This is a genomic window from Curtobacterium sp. Leaf154 (assembly GCF_001424595.1).
GTDB classification, from domain to species: domain Bacteria; phylum Actinomycetota; class Actinomycetes; order Actinomycetales; family Microbacteriaceae; genus Curtobacterium; species Curtobacterium poinsettiae.
The window spans coordinates 400,960-421,303 of sequence record NZ_LMOS01000001.1 but is presented as its reverse complement, the minus strand read 5'-3'; the positions used below and the strand labels follow the sequence as shown (position 1 = coordinate 421,303).

Annotated in this window: 23 protein-coding genes; 9 read left to right on the top strand and 14 right to left on the bottom strand. The window is 70.8% G+C overall.

Features of this window, described 5'->3' with window-relative positions:
- The 9 genes from fliF to ASF75_RS01925 all read right to left on the bottom strand — a co-directional run bounded on the left by fliF (nt 1) and on the right by ASF75_RS01925 (nt 7,033).
- Complete coding sequence (fliF, locus tag ASF75_RS01965) at nt 1-1,671, bottom strand: flagellar basal-body MS-ring/collar protein FliF (protein ID WP_056068503.1); 1,671 nt, start codon at nt 1,669-1,671, stop codon at nt 1-3.
- A complete protein-coding gene (fliE, locus tag ASF75_RS01960; protein ID WP_017886137.1) occupies nt 1,671-2,006 on the bottom strand; it encodes a flagellar hook-basal body complex protein FliE in 336 nt (111 codons plus the stop codon). Before fliE ends, fliF begins: the two co-directional genes overlap by 1 nt.
- Complete coding sequence (locus ASF75_RS01955) at nt 2,006-2,401, bottom strand: flagellar basal body rod protein FlgC (RefSeq protein WP_017886136.1); 396 nt, start codon at nt 2,399-2,401, stop codon at nt 2,006-2,008. The genes fliE and ASF75_RS01955 overlap by 1 nt, the downstream gene beginning before the upstream one ends.
- Complete coding sequence (locus ASF75_RS01950) at nt 2,398-2,742, bottom strand: flagellar basal body protein (RefSeq protein WP_017886135.1); 345 nt, start codon at nt 2,740-2,742, stop codon at nt 2,398-2,400. Before ASF75_RS01950 ends, ASF75_RS01955 begins: the two co-directional genes overlap by 4 nt.
- Before the next feature lie 247 nt (nt 2,743-2,989).
- Entirely contained in the window at nt 2,990-3,292 is a 303-nt protein-coding gene (locus tag ASF75_RS01945; RefSeq protein WP_052481616.1) for a hypothetical protein, read from the bottom strand.
- Complete coding sequence (fliS, locus tag ASF75_RS01940; protein ID WP_082046797.1) at nt 3,282-3,755, bottom strand: flagellar export chaperone FliS; 474 nt, start codon at nt 3,753-3,755, stop codon at nt 3,282-3,284. Before fliS ends, ASF75_RS01945 begins: the two co-directional genes overlap by 11 nt.
- An 11-nt stretch (nt 3,756-3,766) precedes the next feature.
- Nucleotides 3,767-5,167 carry a flagellar filament capping protein FliD gene (gene fliD / locus ASF75_RS01935; protein WP_031259269.1) on the bottom strand — a complete coding sequence of 467 codons (1,401 nt, stop codon included), beginning with the start codon at nt 5,165-5,167 and terminating at the stop codon, nt 3,767-3,769.
- 92 nt (nt 5,168-5,259) lie between these two features.
- Nucleotides 5,260-6,099, bottom strand: coding sequence for a flagellin (locus tag ASF75_RS01930; protein ID WP_031259268.1), 840 nt, complete (start codon nt 6,097-6,099; stop codon nt 5,260-5,262).
- 118 nt (nt 6,100-6,217) lie between these two features.
- On the bottom strand, nt 6,218-7,033 hold the full coding sequence (locus ASF75_RS01925) for a sigma-70 family RNA polymerase sigma factor (RefSeq protein ID WP_040419087.1): 816 nt from the start codon (nt 7,031-7,033) through the stop codon (nt 6,218-6,220).
- Nucleotides 7,034-7,475: 442 nt separating this feature from the next.
- On the opposite strand from ASF75_RS01925, the gene ASF75_RS01920 reads away from it, so the two are divergent.
- The 5 genes from ASF75_RS01920 to ASF75_RS01900 all read left to right on the top strand — a co-directional run bounded on the left by ASF75_RS01920 (nt 7,476) and on the right by ASF75_RS01900 (nt 11,744).
- Nucleotides 7,476-7,961 (top strand): flagellar protein FlgN, encoded by a 486-nt coding sequence (locus ASF75_RS01920; RefSeq protein WP_017886129.1) that lies wholly within the window; start codon nt 7,476-7,478, stop codon nt 7,959-7,961.
- Nucleotides 7,962-7,965: 4 nt separating this feature from the next.
- On the top strand, nt 7,966-9,387 hold the full coding sequence (gene flgK / locus ASF75_RS01915; RefSeq protein WP_056068501.1) for a flagellar hook-associated protein FlgK: 1,422 nt from the start codon (nt 7,966-7,968) through the stop codon (nt 9,385-9,387).
- A 2-nt stretch (nt 9,388-9,389) separates the two neighbouring features.
- Complete coding sequence (gene flgL, locus ASF75_RS01910; RefSeq protein WP_052481615.1) at nt 9,390-10,271, top strand: flagellar hook-associated protein FlgL; 882 nt, start codon at nt 9,390-9,392, stop codon at nt 10,269-10,271.
- Entirely contained in the window at nt 10,268-10,636 is a 369-nt protein-coding gene (gene fliW / locus ASF75_RS01905; RefSeq protein ID WP_042537071.1) for a flagellar assembly protein FliW, read from the top strand. Before flgL ends, fliW begins: the two co-directional genes overlap by 4 nt.
- A gap of 184 nt (nt 10,637-10,820) precedes the next feature.
- Nucleotides 10,821-11,744 carry a hypothetical protein gene (locus tag ASF75_RS01900; RefSeq protein WP_056068500.1) on the top strand — a complete coding sequence of 308 codons (924 nt, stop codon included), beginning with the start codon at nt 10,821-10,823 and terminating at the stop codon, nt 11,742-11,744.
- Between the two features lie 14 nt (nt 11,745-11,758).
- Here the strand turns inward: ASF75_RS01900 and ASF75_RS01895 are convergent, their stop codons facing one another.
- Entirely contained in the window at nt 11,759-12,424 is a 666-nt protein-coding gene (locus tag ASF75_RS01895) for a hypothetical protein (RefSeq protein WP_052481614.1), read from the bottom strand.
- Nucleotides 12,425-12,444: 20 nt separating this feature from the next.
- Between ASF75_RS01895 and ASF75_RS01890 the strand changes: the two genes are divergently transcribed.
- On the top strand, nt 12,445-13,326 hold the full coding sequence (locus ASF75_RS01890) for a hypothetical protein (protein ID WP_200942660.1): 882 nt from the start codon (nt 12,445-12,447) through the stop codon (nt 13,324-13,326).
- A 151-nt stretch (nt 13,327-13,477) separates the two neighbouring features.
- Here ASF75_RS01890 and ASF75_RS01885 read toward each other — a convergent pair whose 3' ends face one another.
- Together ASF75_RS01885 and ASF75_RS01880 are read right to left on the bottom strand one after the other, a co-directional pair.
- The gene (locus ASF75_RS01885; RefSeq protein ID WP_082509362.1) at nt 13,478-14,446 is read right to left on the bottom strand and encodes a beta-ketoacyl-ACP synthase III; all 969 of its coding nucleotides are present in this window, start codon (nt 14,444-14,446) and stop codon (nt 13,478-13,480) included.
- 69 nt (nt 14,447-14,515) lie between these two features.
- The gene (locus ASF75_RS01880; protein ID WP_056068496.1) at nt 14,516-14,923 is read right to left on the bottom strand and encodes a ChaB family protein; all 408 of its coding nucleotides are present in this window, start codon (nt 14,921-14,923) and stop codon (nt 14,516-14,518) included.
- Nucleotides 14,924-15,022: 99 nt separating this feature from the next.
- Between ASF75_RS01880 and ASF75_RS01875 the strand changes: the two genes are divergently transcribed.
- On the top strand, nt 15,023-15,994 hold the full coding sequence (locus ASF75_RS01875; protein WP_056068494.1) for an aldo/keto reductase: 972 nt from the start codon (nt 15,023-15,025) through the stop codon (nt 15,992-15,994).
- Nucleotides 15,995-16,234: 240 nt separating this feature from the next.
- On the opposite strand, the gene ASF75_RS01870 is transcribed toward ASF75_RS01875, so the two are convergent.
- Nucleotides 16,235-17,509 carry an ammonium transporter gene (locus ASF75_RS01870; RefSeq protein WP_031259265.1) on the bottom strand — a complete coding sequence of 425 codons (1,275 nt, stop codon included), beginning with the start codon at nt 17,507-17,509 and terminating at the stop codon, nt 16,235-16,237.
- A 211-nt stretch (nt 17,510-17,720) separates the two neighbouring features.
- A complete protein-coding gene (gene zapE, locus ASF75_RS01865) occupies nt 17,721-18,743 on the bottom strand; it encodes a cell division protein ZapE (RefSeq protein ID WP_056068492.1) in 1,023 nt (340 codons plus the stop codon).
- A 125-nt stretch (nt 18,744-18,868) separates the two neighbouring features.
- Here zapE and ASF75_RS01860 point away from each other — a divergent pair, with 125 nt between their 5' ends.
- Nucleotides 18,869-19,780, top strand: coding sequence for a sulfurtransferase (locus tag ASF75_RS01860; RefSeq protein ID WP_056068491.1), 912 nt, complete (start codon nt 18,869-18,871; stop codon nt 19,778-19,780).
- A complete protein-coding gene (locus tag ASF75_RS01855; protein ID WP_056068489.1) occupies nt 19,777-20,235 on the top strand; it encodes a SufE family protein in 459 nt (152 codons plus the stop codon). Before ASF75_RS01860 ends, ASF75_RS01855 begins: the two co-directional genes overlap by 4 nt.
- The last annotated feature ends 109 nt before the right edge of the window (nt 20,236-20,344 follow it).

Sequence of the window (20,344 nt, the reverse complement as noted above, 5' to 3'; positions counted from 1 at the left end):
TCACACCGGCGCCCGGTCGTCCAGCAGCCCGCGCAGGAGCTCGGCGGTGCGCTTCGGGTCGCGCTCGGCCAGGGCGGAGATGTCCTGACGGCGGCGCTCGGCCGTGATCTCCTCGGTGGTCAGCACCTCGGTCGGGGCGTCCCCGGCGGGCATCGCCGAGAGCACGGCGGTCGGGGCGTCACCGGCACCGAGCGTCGCCCGGTCGTCGAGCCCGTCCATCGCGAGGGGCAGCTGGAACGTCTCGCCGGCGAAGGCGTCGAGCTCGCCGAGGTCGACGGCCTCGCGCTCCTGCTTGCGGTTGCGGCGGGCGACGAAGAACATGATCGCGATGACGGCCAGGACGATGCCGATCACGATGCCGGCGGTGCGGATCGACGACCACAGTGCTTCCTGCTGGTCGGCCTTCTGCTGCTCCTCGAGCGCCTTCGCGGCCTGGTCGGAAGCACTCGTGTCGAAGTCCATCATCGCCACCTTGACCTGGTCGCCACGGGCCTGGTCGACTCCTGCAGCGGCGGACACCAGGTCGTTGATGCTCTGCAAGTTCGCGTTCTGCACGGCGTCGGCCTTCGAGTTCAGCGCGACCGAGATGGTCTGCCGGTCGAGCCCGCCCGAGGGGATCTGCGTGGTCTCGGTGGTGTGGTCGACGGCGTTGTTCTTCGTCGCCGACTCGTTCTTGTACCCGTCGTCGCCGGCGCCGCTCGTGGCGGTGCCGTTCGGGACGGCGATGTTGTCCGGGCCGAGGACGCCGGTGGCACCGTTCCCTGCGCCGGCACCGGCGCCGTACTCCTCGGTGGTGCTCGACTCGTTCAGCGCGACCGGGCCCGAGGTCGGGCTCGTGTAGCTCTCCGACGTCCGGGTGCCGGACTCCTGGTTCATCGTCCCCGAGACCACGACGGTCGCGTTGCCGGCCCCGAGCGTGGTGTCGAGCAGGTCCTGGATCTTCTTGCTCGTCGCCGCGTCGTAGTCGGCGGCCTGGTCCGCGCCGCTGCCGGTCGCACCGGTGCCCACGGCCGACAGGGTCTGGCCCTTCGCGTCGACGACGGAGACGTCGGTGGGCTGCATGCCCTCGACCGAGGCGCTCGTCAGGTGCACGACGGCCTGCACCTGGTCGGTGCTGAGCTGCGTGCCGTTCTCGGTCGCGATGAACACCGACGCGGTCGGGTCCTTCTCCTCGGACACGAACACGGACTTCTCCGGGATCGCGAGCTGCACGGTGGCGGTCCGCACGCCGTCCATCGCGCCGATGGTCTTGGCGAGCTCGCCCTCCATCGCACGCTTGTACGTGACGTCCTGCTGGAACTCCGAGCTCGTCACGCCCATCTTGTCGAGCAGCGAGTAGCCGCCCTCGTTCGACGACGGCAGGCCGTTCGACGCCGCCTTGAGCCGCTCGGAGTACACCTGCGCCTGCGGCACGAGGATCGTCGCACCGCCGTCGGTGAGCTGGAACGGTACGCCGTCGGTCTGCAGCTGGTCCGTGATGGAGCTCGCGTCGGCCGCGGCGAGCCCGGTGAAGAGCGGCGCGTAGGACGCCTTGCCGAGCCAGGACGCCAGGGCGATCCCGCCGAGCACGAGTGCCGCGATCGCCAGGATCGCGATGGTGCGCTGGGCGGCGGAGAAGCCCTTGACGTACGCGGACAGGCGCGCGAGGACGTTCTTGACGGCGACGGGCATCAGGCCTGCATCCTCATGATCTCGTTGAAGGCATCGACGCCCTTGTTGCGGACGGCGGAGACGAGCTCGAGCGTGACCTGCGCGCGGGTGGCGGCGATCGTGGCGTCGTGGATGTCGTCGAGGTTGCCGGTGACGGCCTTGAGCGCGAGGGTCTTCGAGTCGCTCTGCAGCGACTGCAGCCCGTCGACGGCGTTGCCGAGGCTCGCGGCGAACCCGCTGCCGTCGGTGCTCGTCGCGCCCGCAGCGCCGGCGACGTCGCCGGACGTGCCGGACACCCCGGTCAGTGCGTTCGTCATCGCGTTGGTGGTCACACCGTTGACGGCGTCGATGGGCATCAGTTCTTCCCGATCTGCAGTGCCGCCTCGTAGGCGGTCTTGGCACGGTCGACCACGGCGGCGTTCGCCTGGTAGCCGCGCTGGGCCATGATGAGGTCCGCCATCTGCGTGCCGAGGTCGATGTCGGGCATGCGGACGTAGCCCTCCTCGTTCGCGAGCGGGTTGTCCGGGTCGTAGGTGACACGGCCGGCGGCGCTGCCGAACGCGGCGCCCTTGACGTAGGCACCGGAGACGCCGGCGCCTTCCTGCACCTCGACGTACCGCGCCTGGAACGCGGTGTCGTCCATCGACTTCACGGTGTTCGCGTTGGCGATGTTGTCCGAGACGGCGTCGAGCCACTTCCGGTGCACGGTCAGACCGGTGCTCGCGATGCCGATCGCGTCGAAGGTCGTCACGAGTTCGTCCGCATCGCCGCACGGACGCTGGTGAGTTCGGAGTTCATCGCCTGCGTCGCGAACTGGTACCGCAGCACCGTGTCGATGTTCGACAGCGTCTCCTCGTCGAGGTTGACGTTGTTGCCGTTCGTGTTCGTCGGCTCGAGGCTGCGCGCCATCGTCGGCGTGGTGGCGCCGTCGCCGTCCACGATCGACTTCGCCAGGGCGTCCTCGAACTGGACCTTCTCGGCGTGGTAGTTCGTCGTGTTGATGTTCGCGATGTTGTTCGCGATCACCTTCTGGCGCATCGACAGGCCGTCGAGTGCACTCTGCAGCGCGACGCTCGTCACGGAATCGAACACGGAAGGGTCCCCCTCGTCAGGGCGTGTCGTCGTGCTGACGCCGTCGCCGTGCGGTGGTGGCCGATCCCTGGCCGAACTGGTGAGCGATCCGTGCTCGTGGGGCGCTATCGGAGCCCGTCGTCGGCCGCGTTAGGCGTCGCCCCGAACGGGGGGCGGTCGGCGCTGCACGGGGCGGAGCACCCGAGATGCGACAGAGCACCCGTCGATCGACGGGTGCTCTGTCGCAGAACTGGTGCGGGGGTGCGGGTCAGGCGGACGCGTCGAGGTACACGGATCCGCGGGGCTCGCGCGTGGCGTCGACGGCGCGCAGGGCACCGAGGTGCTCCAGCGTCGAGCGGCGGTCCGCCTCGAGCGCCGTCATGCGGTCCCGCTGCGCGGCGAGCAGCCGGGAGGCCCGTCCCACCAGGTCGCGCGGCAGCGGTCCCAGCCCGGCTGGCTCCGACCACCCGGCCACGGCCGTGGAACCGGCCGCCTGCCCGGCGGCGTCGCGTTCCAGGGACGTGAGCAGGGCCTCCCAAGCGGCTCGTCCGTCGGGCTGCTCAGGCGACACCGAGGGCTCCCCCGGTCGGCTGCTGCGTGGCGGGCGTCGCGGGCAGCGACGCAGCCGCCTCGTGCCACGACTGTCGCAGCGGCTCGAGGATCCGGATGCAGTCGCGGGTCGCCTGCACGTCGCGGTGCACGTTGGCGGTGATGAGCGACGTGGACGCGTAGTTGTACACGGCGAGCAGGCCCTCGCCGCCGTCCCAGACGTCGATCCGGAGCGTGCTGGACAGCTCCCCCACGATGGCCTGGGCGTGCAGGAGCTGTTCGCGTGCCGCCGTCCAGTCGGCGGCGACCTGCGCGGCCTCGGCCCGGTGCAGGTCGAGCAGCAGCCGGTCGTAGAGCATCGTCACGAGCTGGGCCGGGGTCGCCGAGAGCACGGCCTCGTTCGTGTACTGGGCACGTCGCTGGTCGGTGACGGTGCGGGGCTGGGCGGCCTGGCGGAAGGCGGTGGCCTGGAAGTCGAAGGTCATGGTCGTTCCCGTCAGCTCGACGTCGAGGCGAGCTGGCTGGCGAGCCAGCTCGACTGCGACTGGAGCTTGCTGAGGCTGGTCTCGAGTGATGCGTAGAGGGTCTGCAGCGAGGCCCGGCGCATCGCCAGCCGGTCGGTCCAGCTGTCGATCTGGGTGGTCAGGTCCTTCGCAACGGCCTGCTGGCCGGTGATGGAGGTCGTGACGGAGCCGTCGTACTTGTCGGACGCGGCGGTGGCTGCGGCGCCGACGTTGGCGGCCACGCCGGAGAGCATCGCCTGGGTGGCCTTCGGGTCGGTCGCGAGGGCCTTCTGGAAGACCTCGGGGTCGAAGGTGAAGGTGCCGTCCTTCATGATCACGATGCCGATCGTCGACGGCGACTTGCCGTCGACAGGGGCGGACATCGTGCTCGTCAGGCGCTGCACCGCGTCGCGGGAGGCGCCGTCGCCGGTCAGGACACCCGCCTTGGTCGTCGTGGTGCCGGACGTGGCACTGGTCGTGCTCGACACCGTGGTGTTCGTCTTGTAGTAGGCCGCGATCGCGTTCATCGCGTCGACGAGCCCGGAGGCCACGGACTGGGCCTTCGTGGTGTCCTGCGCGACGGTGACGGTGACCGGCTCGGCGGTGGTCTTCGACACCGTGACGTCGACCCCGGGGACGAGGCCCGTGAAGGTGTTGGTGGCGCTCGTGACCGTCTGCGCGGCGGCGGTGCCGGCCCAGAGGGTGACACTGGCATCGGTCGCCGCGGTCACGACCGCGGCACCGGTCTCGGTCAGGACGTTCGTCGCGGTGCCTGCTGCCACGGCGTCCGCGCCACCCCGGTACACCTGGAACCCGCCGGCCGCCCCGGTCTTCGCGGACGTGAGCTGCAGGCGGGAGAGCTTGGTGCCGTCGGCGTCGGTACCGGCGGAGACCTTCGTCGCGGTGACGCCCGCACCGGCCTTGTTCAGGGCGGACACGACGTCGTCGAGGGAGCCGGACGCCGGCGTCACCGTGGTCGACTTGCCGTCCGCGCCGACGATCGTGATCGGCTGCGCATCGCTGGCCCACGTCGACATCGCAGCCGTGACACCGACCTGGGCCGAGGCGGTCGATCCGACGGTGAAGCTGATGGACCCGGCGGTCGCGCCGGTGCCGGTGAGGGCCGTGACGCCGGCAGCGCTGCTCGTCGCGGCGAAGAGGTCCAGCGACGAGGCCTTCGCGGCGTCCGCGGCCTTGGTGGCGAGCCCCTGGATCAACCCGTTGAGCGTCTGCAGTGACGAGATGAACGAGTTGGTGGTGGTGAGCTTGTTCTTGAGCAGGGTCTGCGGGACGCCCTCGACGCTCATCAGCGAGTTGATGAGGTCGGTCGTCTTGAGACCGCTGACCAGACCGTCGATCGCGAGGCTGGTGCTCGAGGACACGGACGAGGACATCGTCGACACTCCCTGGCGTCGTGGAGGTGGTCAGGACGGCGAGGTCCGCCCTCCGTGCCCGCAGGGGGCCCGGAGGGCGGACCGCGTGATGGCTAGCGCAGGAGCGAGAGCACGCCCTGGGTGCTCTGGTTCGCCTGCGCGAGCATCGAGGTGCCGGCCTGGCTCAGGATGTTGTCGCGCGTGTACTTGACCATCTCCTGTGCCATGTCGACGTCGGTGATGCGCGAACCGGCAGCCGTCAGGTTCTCCTTGGCCACGTTCGTCACGTTGATGGCGTGGTCGAAGCGGTTCTGGATGGCACCGATGGTCGAACGAGCGGAGGAGACGTACTTGATCTGCTCGTCGATCGCGGTGATGGCAGCCTGAGCGTTCGTGGCCGAGTCGAAGGTGAGCGCGCCGACCGCGGTCGACACGGACTCCACGTTCGACTTCGACAGGTCCACGTCGATCTGGCTCGCCGCGTCACCGTTCGCGCCGACCTGGAACTTCAGCACCCCTGCGGCGCCGGCGGAGCCGTCGAGCAGCTTGATGCCGTTGAAGTTGGTCGACGCCGAGATGCGGGTGAGCTCCTTGGTGAGCTCGCCGACCTCGGTGGTGATCGCCTTCCGCGAGTCCTCGTTGTTCGAGTCGTTGCCGGCCTGGACGGCCAGGTCGCGCATGCGCTGGAGGATCGAGTGGGTCTCGGTGAGGCCACCTTCAGCGGTCTGCACGACGGAGATGCCGTCCTGCGCGTTGCGGGCGGCGACCGTGAGGCCACCGACCTGGGACTTCAGCCCCTCGGAGATCGTCAGACCGGAAGCGTCGTCGGCAGCACGGTTGATGCGGAGGCCGCTCGAGAGCTTCTCGAGGGACTTCGACAGGTCGTTCTGCGTCGAGTTCAGGTTCCGGTACGTGTTGAGTGCCGAGAGGTTGGTGTTGATGGACATACCCATGGTGGTTTCCTCCGTGAACGTGGGTCGTGCGTCTGCCCGTCCGTGGGCTGACATGGATGACTCTCGGCCGGTCGCCGGGAGTCGTTAGGGGATCGGCGGAGAAGTTTCCGCCGACGTCTCAACTCGCCGCGACGGCCGGTCCTGCTGCAGCGTCGTGCACCGCGCGGGCGACACCGGCGGCGGCGTTCGTGGCGACACGGGCCAGGTACGCACTGCGACGGGCCGCGGTGGTGCGGCTGGCGGGCTCGACGGTGGTGCCGTCGCCGTAGTGGGCGGCGAGACCGTCGTGGAGCAGGCGCATCGCCTCGGAGCGCTGCTGCGAGACGGCGGAGTGCGTGATGCCGAGCTCGGCGGCGACGTCGGTGACCGATCGGTCGCCGAAGTACACGGCCTCGACGATGAAGCGCATCCGCTCGGGCAGGGCCTCGACCGCGGCGCGGAGGTACCGGCGTTTCTCGGTCTCGAGCAGGTCGTCGCCCGGGAGCGGCAGGTCGGCCGCGACCAGGTCGTGCACGGTCTCGTCGAGGGGCGCGACGGTGCGGGCGGCGTCGCTCATCGCGTCCACCGCGGTCTGCTTGTCGACGCCCATCGCGTCGGCGATCTCCTGCGCACCGACGGTCCGGCCGAGTCGCGCCGACAGGGCCTCCTGCGTGGCCAGGGTCTCGCGGATGCGCTTGCGGGTGCCGCGGGAGGCCCAGTCGGCCGAGCGCATGTCGTCGGCCAGTGCCCCGGTGATCCGGGTGCGGGCGTAGGCGCCGAACGGGACGCCGAGGGTGGGGTCGAACGCATCGGCCGCGGCGACGAGGGCGAGGGACCCGACGGCGGCGAGGTCGTCGCGGTCCAGGTGCGTCGCCCGGGAGCGGACGTCGGCCACGATGTAGCCCACGAGCGGGAGGTGCTCCACGATCATCGCGTTGCGTTCGGTGCGGTCCATGCTCATCCCCTGGTCGACCTGACGTGTGTCGGCTCACCCGTCCGTGGGCGCGACGAACGCCGGCCTCGGATGGCCGGTGCGTACGCCGAAGAACCGCCCGGGTCCCTCCGAGCGGAGCACCCCGTGTCGTTCCCGAGCGGTTCCGGGCGTCCCCCGGGGTGCGTTCTGAATGTATCGGCTGGCAATGGGCTGAGTGGGTCCACATGCGTCCCCAGTGCGGGGGTGTCAGGGCCCGGATCCGGTCGGCATTTCTGGGGACTCCGGGTGGGGAACGACCGTTCTTGTCCCCCGACAGGGCTCATCGGGTCACAGTCTCGGCGAGTACGGAGTCGGCACTCGGCCGCCGGGGCTTACGGTCGCGACCACCGAGTCGATAGGTCCCGGTGTCCGCAGGATGACGGACCGGGGGCCACCCCGACGAACCACCACCTGGGAGGAGCTGATGAGCGTGAACGACCTGTCCGCCGTGCTCTGGCGCGAACGCGAGCTGCTCGAACTGCTCACCTTCAAGCTCGAGGAGGAGCAGCTCCTGCTCACCGCGGGCCGCTCCCGCTGGGTGTCGCACGCCAGCCGCGAGGTCGAGCAGGTCCTCGACCGGCTCCGCAGCACCGGACTCGAGCGCGCCGCGCAGAGTGCCGAGGTCGCCGAGGAGTGGGGCGTGCCCGCCGACGCTCCCCTGCGGGACGTCGTCGCCGCGGCGCCGAACGGCCCGTGGGGCGAGATCCTGTCGTCGCACCTCACCGCGATGGTCGAGCTGACCACCCAGATCGGCGCGCTGCGCGACGAGAACGACCGGTTCCTCCGTGCCGCCGCCCAGGCCACCGAGGAGACCCTGGCCGGGACCGTCACCGGCGCCGCCACCTACGACGCCACCGGCACGTCGGGTGCCGGCGCGGACGGCGCCCGCCTGTTCGAGGGGACGCTGTAACACCGTGGTCAGCACCTTCGGATCCCTCGCGACGGCGTACTCCGGCCTCGCCGCGGCCCGGGCCGGCATCGACGTCACCGGCCAGAACATCGCCAACGCCGGCACCGCCGGGTACACGCGGCAGCGCGTCACGCAGAACTCGGTCCCCGCGACCCAGACCGGCTTCATGCGGGGCACCGCGGCCCTCGCCGGCCAGGGCGTCTCCGCCGACGGCATCGCCCGCCTGGCGTCCCTGACGCTCGACGCCGGCGTCCGCGTCGCCGCCGGTTCGTCGGCGTACGCCGACGCCCGCGCCAGCGCACTCTCCGCCCTCGAGACCGGACTGCACGAGCCCGGCAAGGACGGTCTGAGCGCAAAGCTGGATGCGTTCTGGTCGTCCTGGAGCGAGCTCGCCAGCCACCCCGACGACCCCGGTGCCGCGAGCGCGGTGCTCGGGGCCGCGGGCACCGTCGTCTCCGCCCTGGCCGCCGGATCGAAGGCCGTCGATGCGCAGTGGTCGTCGGTGCGCGGCTCCCTGACCGGCCAGGTCGCCCAGCTGAACGGCGCCGCGGAGCAGGTCGCGGACCTGAACGGCCGGATCCGCACCGCACTGGCGTCGGGCGGCACCGCCAACGAGCTGCTCGACCAGCGCGACCAGCTCACGCAGCAGATCGCCACGCTCGCCGGCGGCACCACCCGGACCAACGCCGACGGCACGGTCGACGTGCTCCTCGGTGGCAACCCGCTCGTGCAGGGCACCGACGCCCGCTCGGTCGCCCTCGGCGGCGGCGAGCGTCTGGCCGACGGCACCGCGGTCACCCTGACCTGGACCACCGGCACGGCCGGGGCCGTCGGGCTGAGCGGCGGGTCGATCGGCGGAGCCCTCGCCGTCCTGGCGCCCGCGTCCGGCACCGGCACCGGCGGGGCACTCGCCGAGGCGTCCGCGTCCTACGACGCCGTGGCCACCCGACTCGCCACCACCGTGAACGCCTTGCACACCACCGGGACCACCCCGGCCGGCGCCACGGGCGCACCGTTCTTCTCGCTCGCGACCGGTGTGCCCGCCGCCCAGGCGCTCGGCGTCGTCCCCACGGACGCCGGCGGCCTGGCGACGCGGAACGCGGCGGGCGAACTCGACGACTCGTTCGCCGACGCGCTCGCGCGACTCGGGGCGTCGTCCGACGGTGCCGACCAGGTCTGGGCGACGTTCGTGACGGGGGTGGGCACCGCCTCCAGGTCGGCGACGTCGGAATCGACGCTGACCGGACTCGCGCTCACCAACGCACGCACCCAGCAGCAGTCGAGCGCCGGCGTCGACCTCGACGAGGAGAACGTGAACCTGCTGAGCTACCAGCACGCGTACCAGGGCGCCGCGCGCGTCCTGACCGCCGTCGACGAGATGCTCGACACCATCATCAACCGAGTCGGACTCGTCGGGAGGGGCTGATCGTGATCACCCGTGTGACCACCCAGATGTCGATGGCGGCCGCCTCGGCCCGGCTGCAGGCCGGTGCCGCGAAGGTCGCCGAGCTCACCGACCAGGCCACGACGCTGCGCGCCATCCAGAAGCCATCGGACGACCCCGTCGGCACCGCGTCGTCGATGCAGGTGCGCAAGGAGCAGGCCGCTGCGGCGCAGTACTCGCGGAACGCCGACGACGCCGCGGCGTGGCTCGCGACCACCGACAGTGCGCTGTCGAGCGTGTACGAGGTGCTCAACAACGTCCGAGACCTCACGGTCCAGGCCGCGAACTCGGGCACCATGAGCGAGACGAACCGCGACGCCTTCGTCACGCAGTTCCGGTCGCTCAAGGCCGACCTCGAGGCACGAGCCAACACCACCTACGGCACCCGTTCGGTGTTCGCGGGGTCGTCGACCGCCGCTGCCGCCCACGACCCGGCCACGGGTTGGGCGGCCTCGGGCACCGACGTGTCCCGGCGGATCGGTGACGGCACGACCGTCCGCGTCGACACCACCGGCACCGCGGTCTTCGGATCCGGTGACGACTCGGTGTTCGCCGTGATCGACTCCATCGTCAGCGACCTGCAGAACGGGGTGAACGTGAACGCGCGGATCAACGACGTGGACGGCGCGCTCGGGACCGTCCGCGGCGCCCAGGCCGACGTCGGGGTTCGGCACGCCGCCGCGCTCGCGGCGCAGGACTCACTGAAGTCCGCGACCGTCTCGCTCGAGAGCCGCCGCGCCGGCATCGAGGATGTCGACCTCGCCAAGGCCGTCCTCGACCTGCAGGTGCAGCAGACCAACTACCAGGCAGCCCTCGCCGTCACCGCGAAGGTCCTGCAGCCGACCCTGATGGACTACCTCCGATGAGCATCTCCCTGACCTTCGCCGTCCCGCCGTTCGGACTCGCTGCCGCGCCGGCCTTCGCCCTGTCGCCCGTCGACGGCGCCGAGGGGCTGTTCACGCTCGTCGGCGACGACGCGCGGCTGTTCCTGCTCGACGCCGCGGTGCACCTGCCGTCGTACGCGCCCGAGCTCACCGACGAGCAGGCCGCCGGGCTCGGGCTGACCGACCCAGCCGACGCGATGCTGCTGGTGGTCGCGAACCCCGGCGCGTCCGGCACCACGGTCAACCTGCTCGCGCCGATCGTCGTGAACGCCCGCACCGCCGTGGGCGCGCAGGTCATCCTCGAGGAGCAGGACCTGCCGCTGCGGGCGGAGCTCGCGCGGGTGTAGCGCGCGCGGTCGCGCCGGGCGCACCCGTTCTGCGACATTCCACCAGTCGTTCGCGTCGTGCATCGTCGGAACATGCACACGCACTGCAGGCGGTCAGTCCTCCACAGGGCGTCGCCCCCGCCAGAGTCTCCACAGATCGGCGTCCGGAGCGTGCTGGATCTCCGCGTTCGGCGAGCCTGGTGTCATGTCCAGAGCGAACGACGTCGAACTGATCCGCACATCGGGCGCGACCTCCGCCGAACGCCGTGCCCTCGAACGCGACGTTCGCCGCGGACGCTTCGAACGCCTCCGTCCGGGCGTCCTCGTCCACCCGGGTGCCCTCGCCGGGCTGCACCCCGGCGAGCAGCACCACGTGCTCGTCCGGGCCTCGGCGCACCGGATCCGTGACACGGACGTCGTCTCACACCAGTCTGCCTGCGCCGTCCTCGGTCTGCCGTTGGTCGCAGCGGCACCGCCGAAGGTGCACCTCTCCGATCCGACCACGACGCACACTCGTGTCACCGCGTGGTTCGTCCGGCACGGCTCGCAGATGCGGCCGCCCGCGGTCAGGATCGACGAGGACTCGATACCCACGACGACCCCGGCGAGGACCGCGATCGACGTCGCTGCGACGCGCGCGTTGTTCGAGGCGCTGCCCGTCGTCGACTCCGTGCTCTCGCGTCGGCTCAGCGATCGCGCGACGCTCGAGGCGGAGTTCGCAGCGCTGACAGCAGCCCGCAGCAAGGCGGGCCTCGCGATCGCGATGGGGTCGGCACTGTCGGGGTCGCCGGCCGAGTCGGTGTGCCGGGTGCGGTTCCGCGAGCTCGGCGTGCCCGAGCCGGTGCAGCAGCACGTGTTCGCCCGGGCAGGATCGGAGACGGCGGTGGTGGACTTCTGGTTCCCGGACCAGGGCGTCGTGGTCGAGGTCGACGGCCGCGCGAAGTACGAGGACCCGGTGATGCTCGACGGGCGTTCGACCGCCGACGCGCACTGGCGCGAGAAACGACGTGAGGACTTCATCCGGTCGTGCCCCGGTGTCCGCGCGGTCATCCGGCTCTCCTGGTCCGACCTGATGCAGCCCGACCGGGTGCGGGCTGCGCTCCGGCGCGCAGGTGTGCCGTGCGGGTGACCCACCACGGACGGTCAGCGCGGGCGGTGCGGTGCCTCGGGGTGGTACTCCCGCTGGCGCTCCACCGTCGGCGAACCGGAGACTCCCCGGCCGTTCAGCACCCCGCCGACCACGACCTCGCCGACCCCCACGCGCACACCACGGACGGGCCCCGTGCCCTTGACCACACCGCCGCGGTGGTCCGGGTCGGGTTCGCGGTGGTCGCCGCCGTCCGCCAGTTCGACGTCCCGGACGGACACTGGCCCGAGCACCTGCGCGCCGGAGCCGATGCGCGCCGGCCCCTCGACGAGACACCCGGCCGTCAGGCGGGCGCGACCACCCACCACCACGTCGGATCCCGTCGCGATGATCGTCACCGGTCCGGGCCCGAGTTCGGCGTCCTCGCCGACGTGCACGGTCGCCGCGGACGCGACGATGGTCACCGGCCCGGGGCCGAGTCGTGCTCCGGAAGCGACCGAGATCAGGCCGCCGTCGCGGGTCTCCAGGGTCGTGGACGGGTACAGCACGGCTCCGGGCAGGACGGTCACGCCCGCCCCGATCAGGACGGACCCGGGGTCGAGCACGCGGACGTCCGGTGCGAGCGCGGTGACCTCGTGGACGGGCAGGAACCCGGCCGCGCGGCGAGCCACGTCGAGGGGTCGCGCTGTCCGGTCGCCGTCCATCCAGCGAGCCTCCCACATGCCCGGCGTACGGTGAGCGCATGGCCCGCTCCCCGAAGGACCAGGCGATCGTGCCGCTGCCGAACGCCCAGGTCTCCCCCACGTCAGACGACTCCAGAACCCCGCAACCACAACCGCAACAACCCGCCGGATGGGTCAAGTTGCTCGACCGCGCCATCAGTGTGCAGCGGCCGGCGGTCGTGGCGCACGTCAAGGCGATCCGCCGCCGCAAGCCCGATGCCACGCCGGCCGAGGTCATCCAGATCCTCGAGCGGCAGTACCTCACGGCCGTGACGACCGGTGGTGCCGCGGTCGGTGCGAGCGCCGTGATCCCGGGCGTCGGGATGGTTGCCGCGCTCGGACTGAGCGGTGCGGAGACGATCGGGTTCCTCGAGACCACGGCGCTGTTCGCCCAGTCGGTGACCGAGGTGCACGGGATCGCCCTGGACGACCCCGAGCGCGCTCGCACCCTGGTGATGGCGATGATCCTCGGCGCCCCGGGGACGCAGCTGATCAAGCAACTCGGTGGACAGATCGCCGGTGGCCAGGTCCGGACCGCGTTCTGGGGCGAGATGGTGACCTCGTCCCTCCCGAAGCAGATGGTGAACGGCATCGGCGGACAGGTCCGAGACCAGTTCGTCAAGCGCTTCGCCATCCGACAGGGCGGGTCGGTGCTCGGTCGGGCCCTGCCGTTCGGCATCGGAGCGGCCGTCGGTGGCCTCGGTAACCACGCGCTGGGTCGCAAGGTCATCCAGGCGTCGCGGACGGGCTTCGGCATGCCGCCGGCGCAGTTCCCGATCGTCCTGACCGTGACCCCCGCGGCCGAGAAGACCCGGCGTGTCCTGCCGTGGAAGCGTGGCGCGGGCAAGGACCAGGACCTCTGGACCGAGCCGGGCAACGACGACCACGGCACGAAACGCTGAACCCCGGCACGACGCGCTCAACCCCGGCACGACGCCCTGAACCCCGGCACGAAGCGCCGGACCAGGGCACCAAGCACTGACACAGGAACGGCCCGGGCAGCGTGCCCGGGCCGTTCCTGCGTCTGTGTCTGTGTCTGTTGCAGGCCGTGTCCTAGAAGGACCGCACGGGCGTCGTCACGACCTGTCCAGCGTGCGCGAACCCGCCCCCGAAGCCGAACAGCAGCGCCGGCACACCCTCGGGCAGGTCACCACGCTCCCACGCCTTCGACAGCCCGAGCGGCACACTCGCCGCCGAGGTGTTCCCGGACTCGACGACGTCGCGGATGACGAACTTGGACTCCCCGCCGAGCGCGGTCACGAGCGGCTCGATGATCCGCAGGTTCGCCTGGTGGAACGCGAACACCTCGATGTCGTCCATCGAGAGCCCCGCGGCTTCGACGACCTTGCGGGCGTGTCCCTCCGCCTCGGTGATGGCCCAGCGGTAGATCGAGCGGCCCTCCTGGTTGAAGCGCCCCGGCAACCCCTCCACGCGGACGGCATCGAGCAGGTGCGGCACGCTCCCCCACGACACCGGCCCGATCTCGGGCGTCTCGGCGACACCGAGCACGGCGGCGCCGGCTCCGTCACCGACGAGCACACAGGTCGACCGGTCGGTCCAGTCGGCGATACCGGACAGCACCTCGGACCCGATCACGAGCGCGACGTCGGCCGAGCCGGTCCGGATGGACTGGTCGGCGAGCCCGAGCGCGTACTCGAAGCCACTGCACGCGGTGTTGATGTCGATCGGCGCGGGGCCGTTCGTCATGCCGAGTGCGGCGGCGACCCGGCCGGCCGTGTACGGAGCGCGGTCCTGGTGCGTGGTGGACGCGACGATGACGAGTCCGACGGCCGAGGGCGACACCCCGGCGTCGGCGAGGGCACGGCGGCCGGCCTCGATCGCCATCGACGTGACGGTGTCGTCGGGCCCGGCGATCCGTCGGGTCTGGATGCCGGTGCGGGTGCGGATCCACTCGTCGTTCGTGTCGACCATCGTCGACAGTTCGTCGTTGGTCAGGATGCGTTCGGGCTGGTGGTGTCCGAACCCGAGGATCCGGCTGCCACGGAGTGCTGGGATGTTCACCGTCGGCACGTTACCCCCTCACCCCGAGCCAGCATGCCTGCCGAGGAATGCAGGCCCCGCCTCGCACCGTCACTTCCGCGCGGCGGCGGTCGCACGGTCGTTGGCCTTGCCGATCGCGTCGACCAGCTCGTCCTTGTTCATCTTCGACCGGCCGCGCACGTCGAGCCGCTTCGCGACGTCCATCAGGTGTGCCTTCGAGGCGTTCGCGTCGACACCGCCCTCGGTCTTCCCGGATGAGTCCGAGCCAGCACCACGCGAACCCGCGGCACCGGAGTCGGACGGGCCGGAGGACTCCTTCTCCTCCCAGTGGTCGCCGACCTTCTCGTACTCGTGCTTCACCGCGGCGAACGCGGTGCGGTGCGCGCGCTCGCCCGGTCCGTACGACTCGTTCGCCGAGTCGAGCGCCTTCTCGAAGATCTCCTGCGCGTGCTCCGGGGACCGCTGCAGGGTGCTGGGGATCTCGTACTTGGCTGGCATGGCTGCTCCTCTCGAGTGGTCCTCCCTGACTACTCCCCACCCCTCGACCGGTACTCCCAGGGCCTGGCGCCACCAGCGCGTCACGAGTAGACCCGTCTCATGGACTACACACACCTCGGACGGACAGGGCTGTCGGTTTCACGAGCAGTGCTCGGCACGATGAACTTCGGCCCGGAGACCAGCGAGGACGACTCGCACGCGATCATGGACCGGGCCCACGAGCTCGGCGTCAACTTCTTCGACACCGCCAACGGGTACGGCGGCTCGGTGGGCAAGGGTGCCACCGAGGAGATCATCGGCCGCTGGTTCGCCGAGGGCGGCGGGCGTCGCGAGAAGACCGTCCTCGCCACGAAGGTCTACGGCGAGATGATCGACTGGCCGAACGGCGGCAAGCTCAGCGCCCTGAACATCCGGCAGTCGCTCGACGCGAGTCTGCAGCGGCTGCAGACCGACCACATCGACCTGTACCAGTTCCACCACGTCGACCGTGCGACGCCGTGGGACGAGATCTGGCAGGCGATCGACGTCGCCGTGCAGCAGGGCAAGGTGCTCTACGTCGGCTCGTCGAACTTCGCCGGCTGGCACATCGCCCAGGCGCAGGAGGCCGCGAAGCGCCGCAACACCTTCGGCCTGGTCAGCGAGCAGTCGATCTACAACCTCGTGGTCCGCGACGTCGAGCGCGAGGTCCTGCCCGCCGCCCGTGCGTACGGCCTCGGCGTGATCCCGTGGTCGCCGCTGCAGGGCGGCCTGCTCGGCGGCGTCATCGAGAAGACGGAGAACGGCTCGCGTCGCCTGTCCGGCCGCAGCGCCGAGTACGTCGATTCGCACCGTGACCAGCTCACCGCGTACGAGTCCTTCGCGAAGGAACTCGGGCACACCCCCGGGGAGCTCGCCCTGGCTTGGCTGCTGCACCAGCCCGGCGTCACCGCGCCGATCACCGGCCCGCGCACGATGGAGCAGTGGGAGTCCGCAGTCCGCGCCGTCGACATCCGCCTCGACCAGCATGCACTCGACCGGCTCGACGAGATCTTCCCGGGGCACACGACCTCGCCGGAGGACTACGCCTGGTGACGGAACCAACGGAACCAACGGATCGCTGACGCGACCATCTGCCTGGAGGCGCGGTGTGAGTCCGACCCGCACCGCGCCTCCGAAGCCGCTTCCGTGCCGACGCGCCAGCGGCGGACCGACCGTGACCGGTGGAGAGCCTCCCGTCCGTGGTCACGTCGAACACGCGACCCAGCGAAACGACGACGGGCCCCGCGCTGCTGTGTGCGCGGGGCCCGTCGTCGTACGGGTAGTGCCTGGTGACTAGCGGACGCTGACCGGGCTGTCGTCGGTCTGCTCGTACAGGACGTAGCCCTCCTCGCCGTGGACGGCGGTGTCGATGCCCGCGACCTCGTCCTCGGTCTTGACGCGGAAGCCCATGGTCTTCTCGATGATCCAGCCGATGAGGAAGGCCAGGACGAACGAGTAGGCGCCGACGGCACCGGCTGCGGCCGCCTGCTTGCCGAGCTGCTCGAACGAGCCGGAGTAGATCAGGCCGGTGTCGTTGGCGAAGAACCCGAGGAACAGGGTGCCGAAGATGCCGCCGACCAGGTGCACGCCGACCACGTCGAGCGAGTCGTCGAAGCCCAGGCGGTACTTCCAGTCGATGGCGAAGCAGCAGACGATGCCGGCGAGGAAGCCGAGCAGGATGCCCCAGCCCGGGGTCAGGTTGGCACAGGCCGGGGTGATCGCGACCAGGCCGGTGACGGCACCCGAGGCGGCACCGACAGAGGTGGCCTTGCCGTCCTTGAGCTTCTCGACGAGCAACCAGCCGAGGACCGCGGCTGCGGGAGCGGCGAGCGTGTTGATCCAGGCGAGCGACGCGACGCCGTTCGCGGCACCGGCGGAGCCGGCGTTGAAGCCGAACCAGCCGAACCACAGGATGGCGGCACCGAGCAGGACGAAGGGCGGGTTGTGCGGCTTGTGCGCGCCCTTGGCGAAGCCGACGCGCTTGCCGAGGACGATCGCCAGGGCGAGACCCGCCGCACCGGCGTTGATGTGCACCGCGGTGCCACCGGCGAAGTCGATGACGCCCCACGTGGCGGCCCAACCGGAGGTCAGGTTGAAGACCCACGAGGCGACCGGGAAGTAGACGACCGTGACCCAGATGCCGGCGAAGACCATCCACGCGCCGAACTTGGCGCGGTCGGCGATGGCGCCGGAGATGAGCGCGACGGTGATGATCGCGAAGGTGGCCTGGAAGCCGACGAAGGCGAGGTCGGGGTAGGTGGCGGCGAGCGTGGTGGCCTGGGACTGTTCGAACGCCTGGCCGAGGCCGATCTGGTTCCAGTCGATGCTGAAGAACCCGACGACGCCGCTGACGGCCGTGTGCGGCCCCGTGTTGGCGAAGGCGATCGCGTAGCCGTACAGCACCCAGAGGACGCCGACGAGCGCGATCGCACCGAAGGACATCATCATCATGGAGATGACGGACTTCGCCTTCACCAAACCGCCGTAGAAGAAGGCCAGGCCGGGTGTCATGAACAACACCAGCGCAGCCATGATCATGATGAAGCCTGTCTGGCCCTGATCAAGCATCTGTTCACCTCTCGATTGCACGAGCGGCTCTTGGACCGCCTCGGGTGTCACCGAGTCTGGCGAGGCGAGGTTTCACGAGGGAGCACGAACTGTTTCGCGGATGTAACGCGACCGCGCCGTTTGTAAACGTCGTGTTTCCAGCGGCCCGATGTCCCCTGCGCGAGGGGCAGGAGACCGCCGTGGACAGATCGGTCCGGGCAGGGAGCGACGTTCAGGCGCGGGTGAGCGCCACGACGCGGGACGCCGCGCGCAGGTACTTCTTGCGGTAGCCGCCCTCGAGCATCACGTCGGGGTACACCTGGTCGAGCGGGGTCCCCGAGGCGACGATCCGCACCTGCGCGTCGTACAGCCGGTCCACCAGGGCGACCCAGCGCAGCGCGTCGGTCTGGTCGGTGAACGCCCGGACGTCGGTCAGTCCGACGGCGTCCAGGTCCTCGACCAGCGCGACGTACTTCGAGGGGTGCACGGAACCCAGGTGTGCCACCACCGCTCCGAAGTCGTCGAGCGTGACCGCGCCCGTGGGCAGCAACCCGGCGACGTCGTCGACGACGGCAGCGGACTCGTCCACCGCACGTCGGCGGTAGTCGAGGCCGTCGATGCGCATGGTGTCGAAGCGGTCGGACATCGCCTGGATCTCGCGCAGGAAGTCCTGGGCGGCGAAGCGTCCTTCGCCGAGCGCCCCCGGCGGCGTGTTCGACGTCGCGGCGAAGCGGGTGCCCGTCTCGGTCAGTTCCTTGATGAGCCGGGTCATCACCATCGTGTCGCCCGGGTCGTCGAGCTCGAACTCGTCGATGCACACCAGGTCGGTGCCGCGGAGCAGGTCGACCGTCCCCTGGAACCCCAGTGCCCCGACGAGCGCGGTGTACTCGATGAAGGTGCCGAAGGTCTTCCGCCCGGTGGCCGCGTGGTACGCGGCGGCGAGCAGGTGGGTCTTGCCGACACCGAAGCCGCCGTCCAGGTAGACCCCGGACTTGGCCGCCGGTTCCGCCGACTGCTTGCGCCTCCCGAACAGCCCGCGCCGCGGGGCCTCGGCGGGCCCTGCGGTCACGAAGGCGGCGACGGCATCGCGGACCGAGGCCTGCGAGGCGTAGTCCGGGTCCGGCCGGTACGAGTCGAACGACGCGTCCGTGAACTGCGGCGGGGGCACGAGCGCCGCGGCCATCTGCTGCGGGGTCACCCGTGGATCACGGTCGACGAGGTGAGCGGGCAATCGGGGGACCCTTCCGGGAAGCATGTCGTTGGGTGTCACGTTGCGTCAGGGGCACGGTACGTCCGCGTACCGTTGCCCACAGGCACCGACGCCCGATCCTAGTCCGGCGCAAGCACCACGCTCCCCCGCACCCCCTGGAGGTACCCCCGATGACCGCACCGGTCGACCCGTCCGAGCAGTTCGCCGCCTACGCGCACCCGGAGCGCCTCGTCTCCACCGAGTGGCTGCAGGAGCAACTGGACGCCGGTGCCGGCGCGCCCGACCTGGTGGTCGTCGAGTCCGACGAGGACGTCCTGCTCTACGAGACCGGACACATCCCGGGCGCTGTGAAGGTCGACTGGCACACCGACCTCAACGACCCGGTGCAGCGCGACTACATCGACGGCGCCGCGTTCGCCGAGCTCCTCGGCGGCAAGGGCATCGGCCGCGACACCACCGTCGTGATCTACGGCGACAAGAACAACTGGTGGGCCGCGTACGCCCTCTGGGTGTTCACCCTGTTCGGCCACCAGGACGTGCGCCTGCTCGACGGCGGCCGCGCCAAGTGGATCGCCGAGGACCGTGCACTGACCACCGAGGAGACCCCCGTGACGCCCGTCGACTACCCCGTCGTCGAGCGCCACGACGAGCCCGTCCGTGCCTTCAAGGACGACGTCCTCGCGCACCTCGGCAAGCCGCTCATCGACGTCCGGAGCGCCCCGGAGTACAGCGGGGAGCGCACGACCGCGCCCGACTACCCGGAAGAGGGCGCGCTGCGCGGCGGGCACGTCCCCACCGCGGTGAACATCCCCTGGGCCACGGCGGCGGCGCCCGACGGCACCTTCCGGTCGCGCGCTGAACTCGACGCGATCTACCGCGAGGGCGCCGGCATCGGTGACGGCGACCAGGTCATCGCGTACTGCCGCATCGGTGAGCGTTCGAGCCACACCTGGTTCGTCCTGCAGCACCTGCTCGGCTACGCCGACGTCCGCAACTACGACGGTTCGTGGACCGAGTGGGGCAGCGCCGTCCGCGTCCCCATCGTGCAGGGATCCGAGCCGGGTACTGTTCCGAACCGATGAACGCCAGCACCGACGCCACACTCCCCGCCACCCTCGCCGAGATCCGCGACGACTTCCTCGCCCTGGGCCAGAAGGACCGCCTGCAGCTCCTGCTCGAGTTCTCGAACGAGCTGCCGGCGCTGCCCGAGCGCCTGCAGGGGCACGAGGACGAACTCGAACGCGTCGAGGAGTGCCAGTCCCCCGTCTTCATCACCGTGACGGTGGGCGAGGACGGCGACGACCCGGACGTCGTCCGGATGCACGCCACCGCCCCGCGCGAGGCGCCGACCACCCGCGGCTTCGCCTCGATCCTGGCGCAGGGCCTGTCCGGCCTGACCGTCGAGCAGGTGCTCGCCGTCCCGACGGACTACCCGTTGACCATCGGCCTGTCCGAGGCGGTCAGCCCGCTGCGGATCCGCGGCATGGTGGGCATGCTCGGTCGCGTCCAGCGGCAGGTGCAGGCTGCGGTCGCGTAGACGCGACGCACTGACGGACGGGAGGCCCGTGGCGACACCGCCACGGGCCTCCCGTCCGTCGGTTCAGCCGGTTCTCTGGCATTTCAGTCGCGGGGCGTGACAGGATGAG

Coding starts and splice junctions, on each gene's coding strand:
- fliF (WP_056068503.1), bottom strand. CDS start 1,671: ATGCCCGTCGCCGTCAAGAACGTCCTCGCGCGCCTGTCCGCGTACGTC.
- fliE (WP_017886137.1), bottom strand. CDS start 2,006: ATGCCCATCGACGCCGTCAACGGTGTGACCACCAACGCGATGACGAAC.
- fliS (WP_082046797.1), bottom strand. CDS start 3,755: ATGACCTTCGACTTCCAGGCCACCGCCTTCCGCCAGGCCGCCCAGCCC.
- fliD (WP_031259269.1), bottom strand. CDS start 5,167: ATGTCCTCGTCCGTGTCCTCGAGCACCAGCCTCGCGATCGACGGTCTG.
- ASF75_RS01930 (WP_031259268.1), bottom strand. CDS start 6,099: ATGGGTATGTCCATCAACACCAACCTCTCGGCACTCAACACGTACCGG.
- ASF75_RS01925 (WP_040419087.1), bottom strand. CDS start 7,033: ATGGACCGCACCGAACGCAACGCGATGATCGTGGAGCACCTCCCGCTC.
- ASF75_RS01920 (WP_017886129.1), top strand. CDS start 7,476: ATGAGCGTGAACGACCTGTCCGCCGTGCTCTGGCGCGAACGCGAGCTG.
- fliW (WP_042537071.1), top strand. CDS start 10,268: ATGAGCATCTCCCTGACCTTCGCCGTCCCGCCGTTCGGACTCGCTGCC.
- ASF75_RS01900 (WP_056068500.1), top strand. CDS start 10,821: ATGTCCAGAGCGAACGACGTCGAACTGATCCGCACATCGGGCGCGACC.
- ASF75_RS01895 (WP_052481614.1), bottom strand. CDS start 12,424: ATGTGGGAGGCTCGCTGGATGGACGGCGACCGGACAGCGCGACCCCTC.
- ASF75_RS01890 (WP_200942660.1), top strand. CDS start 12,445: ATGGCCCGCTCCCCGAAGGACCAGGCGATCGTGCCGCTGCCGAACGCC.
- ASF75_RS01880 (WP_056068496.1), bottom strand. CDS start 14,923: ATGCCAGCCAAGTACGAGATCCCCAGCACCCTGCAGCGGTCCCCGGAG.
- ASF75_RS01875 (WP_056068494.1), top strand. CDS start 15,023: ATGGACTACACACACCTCGGACGGACAGGGCTGTCGGTTTCACGAGCA.
- ASF75_RS01870 (WP_031259265.1), bottom strand. CDS start 17,509: ATGCTTGATCAGGGCCAGACAGGCTTCATCATGATCATGGCTGCGCTG.
- zapE (WP_056068492.1), bottom strand. CDS start 18,743: ATGCTTCCCGGAAGGGTCCCCCGATTGCCCGCTCACCTCGTCGACCGT.
- ASF75_RS01860 (WP_056068491.1), top strand. CDS start 18,869: ATGACCGCACCGGTCGACCCGTCCGAGCAGTTCGCCGCCTACGCGCAC.
- ASF75_RS01855 (WP_056068489.1), top strand. CDS start 19,777: ATGAACGCCAGCACCGACGCCACACTCCCCGCCACCCTCGCCGAGATC.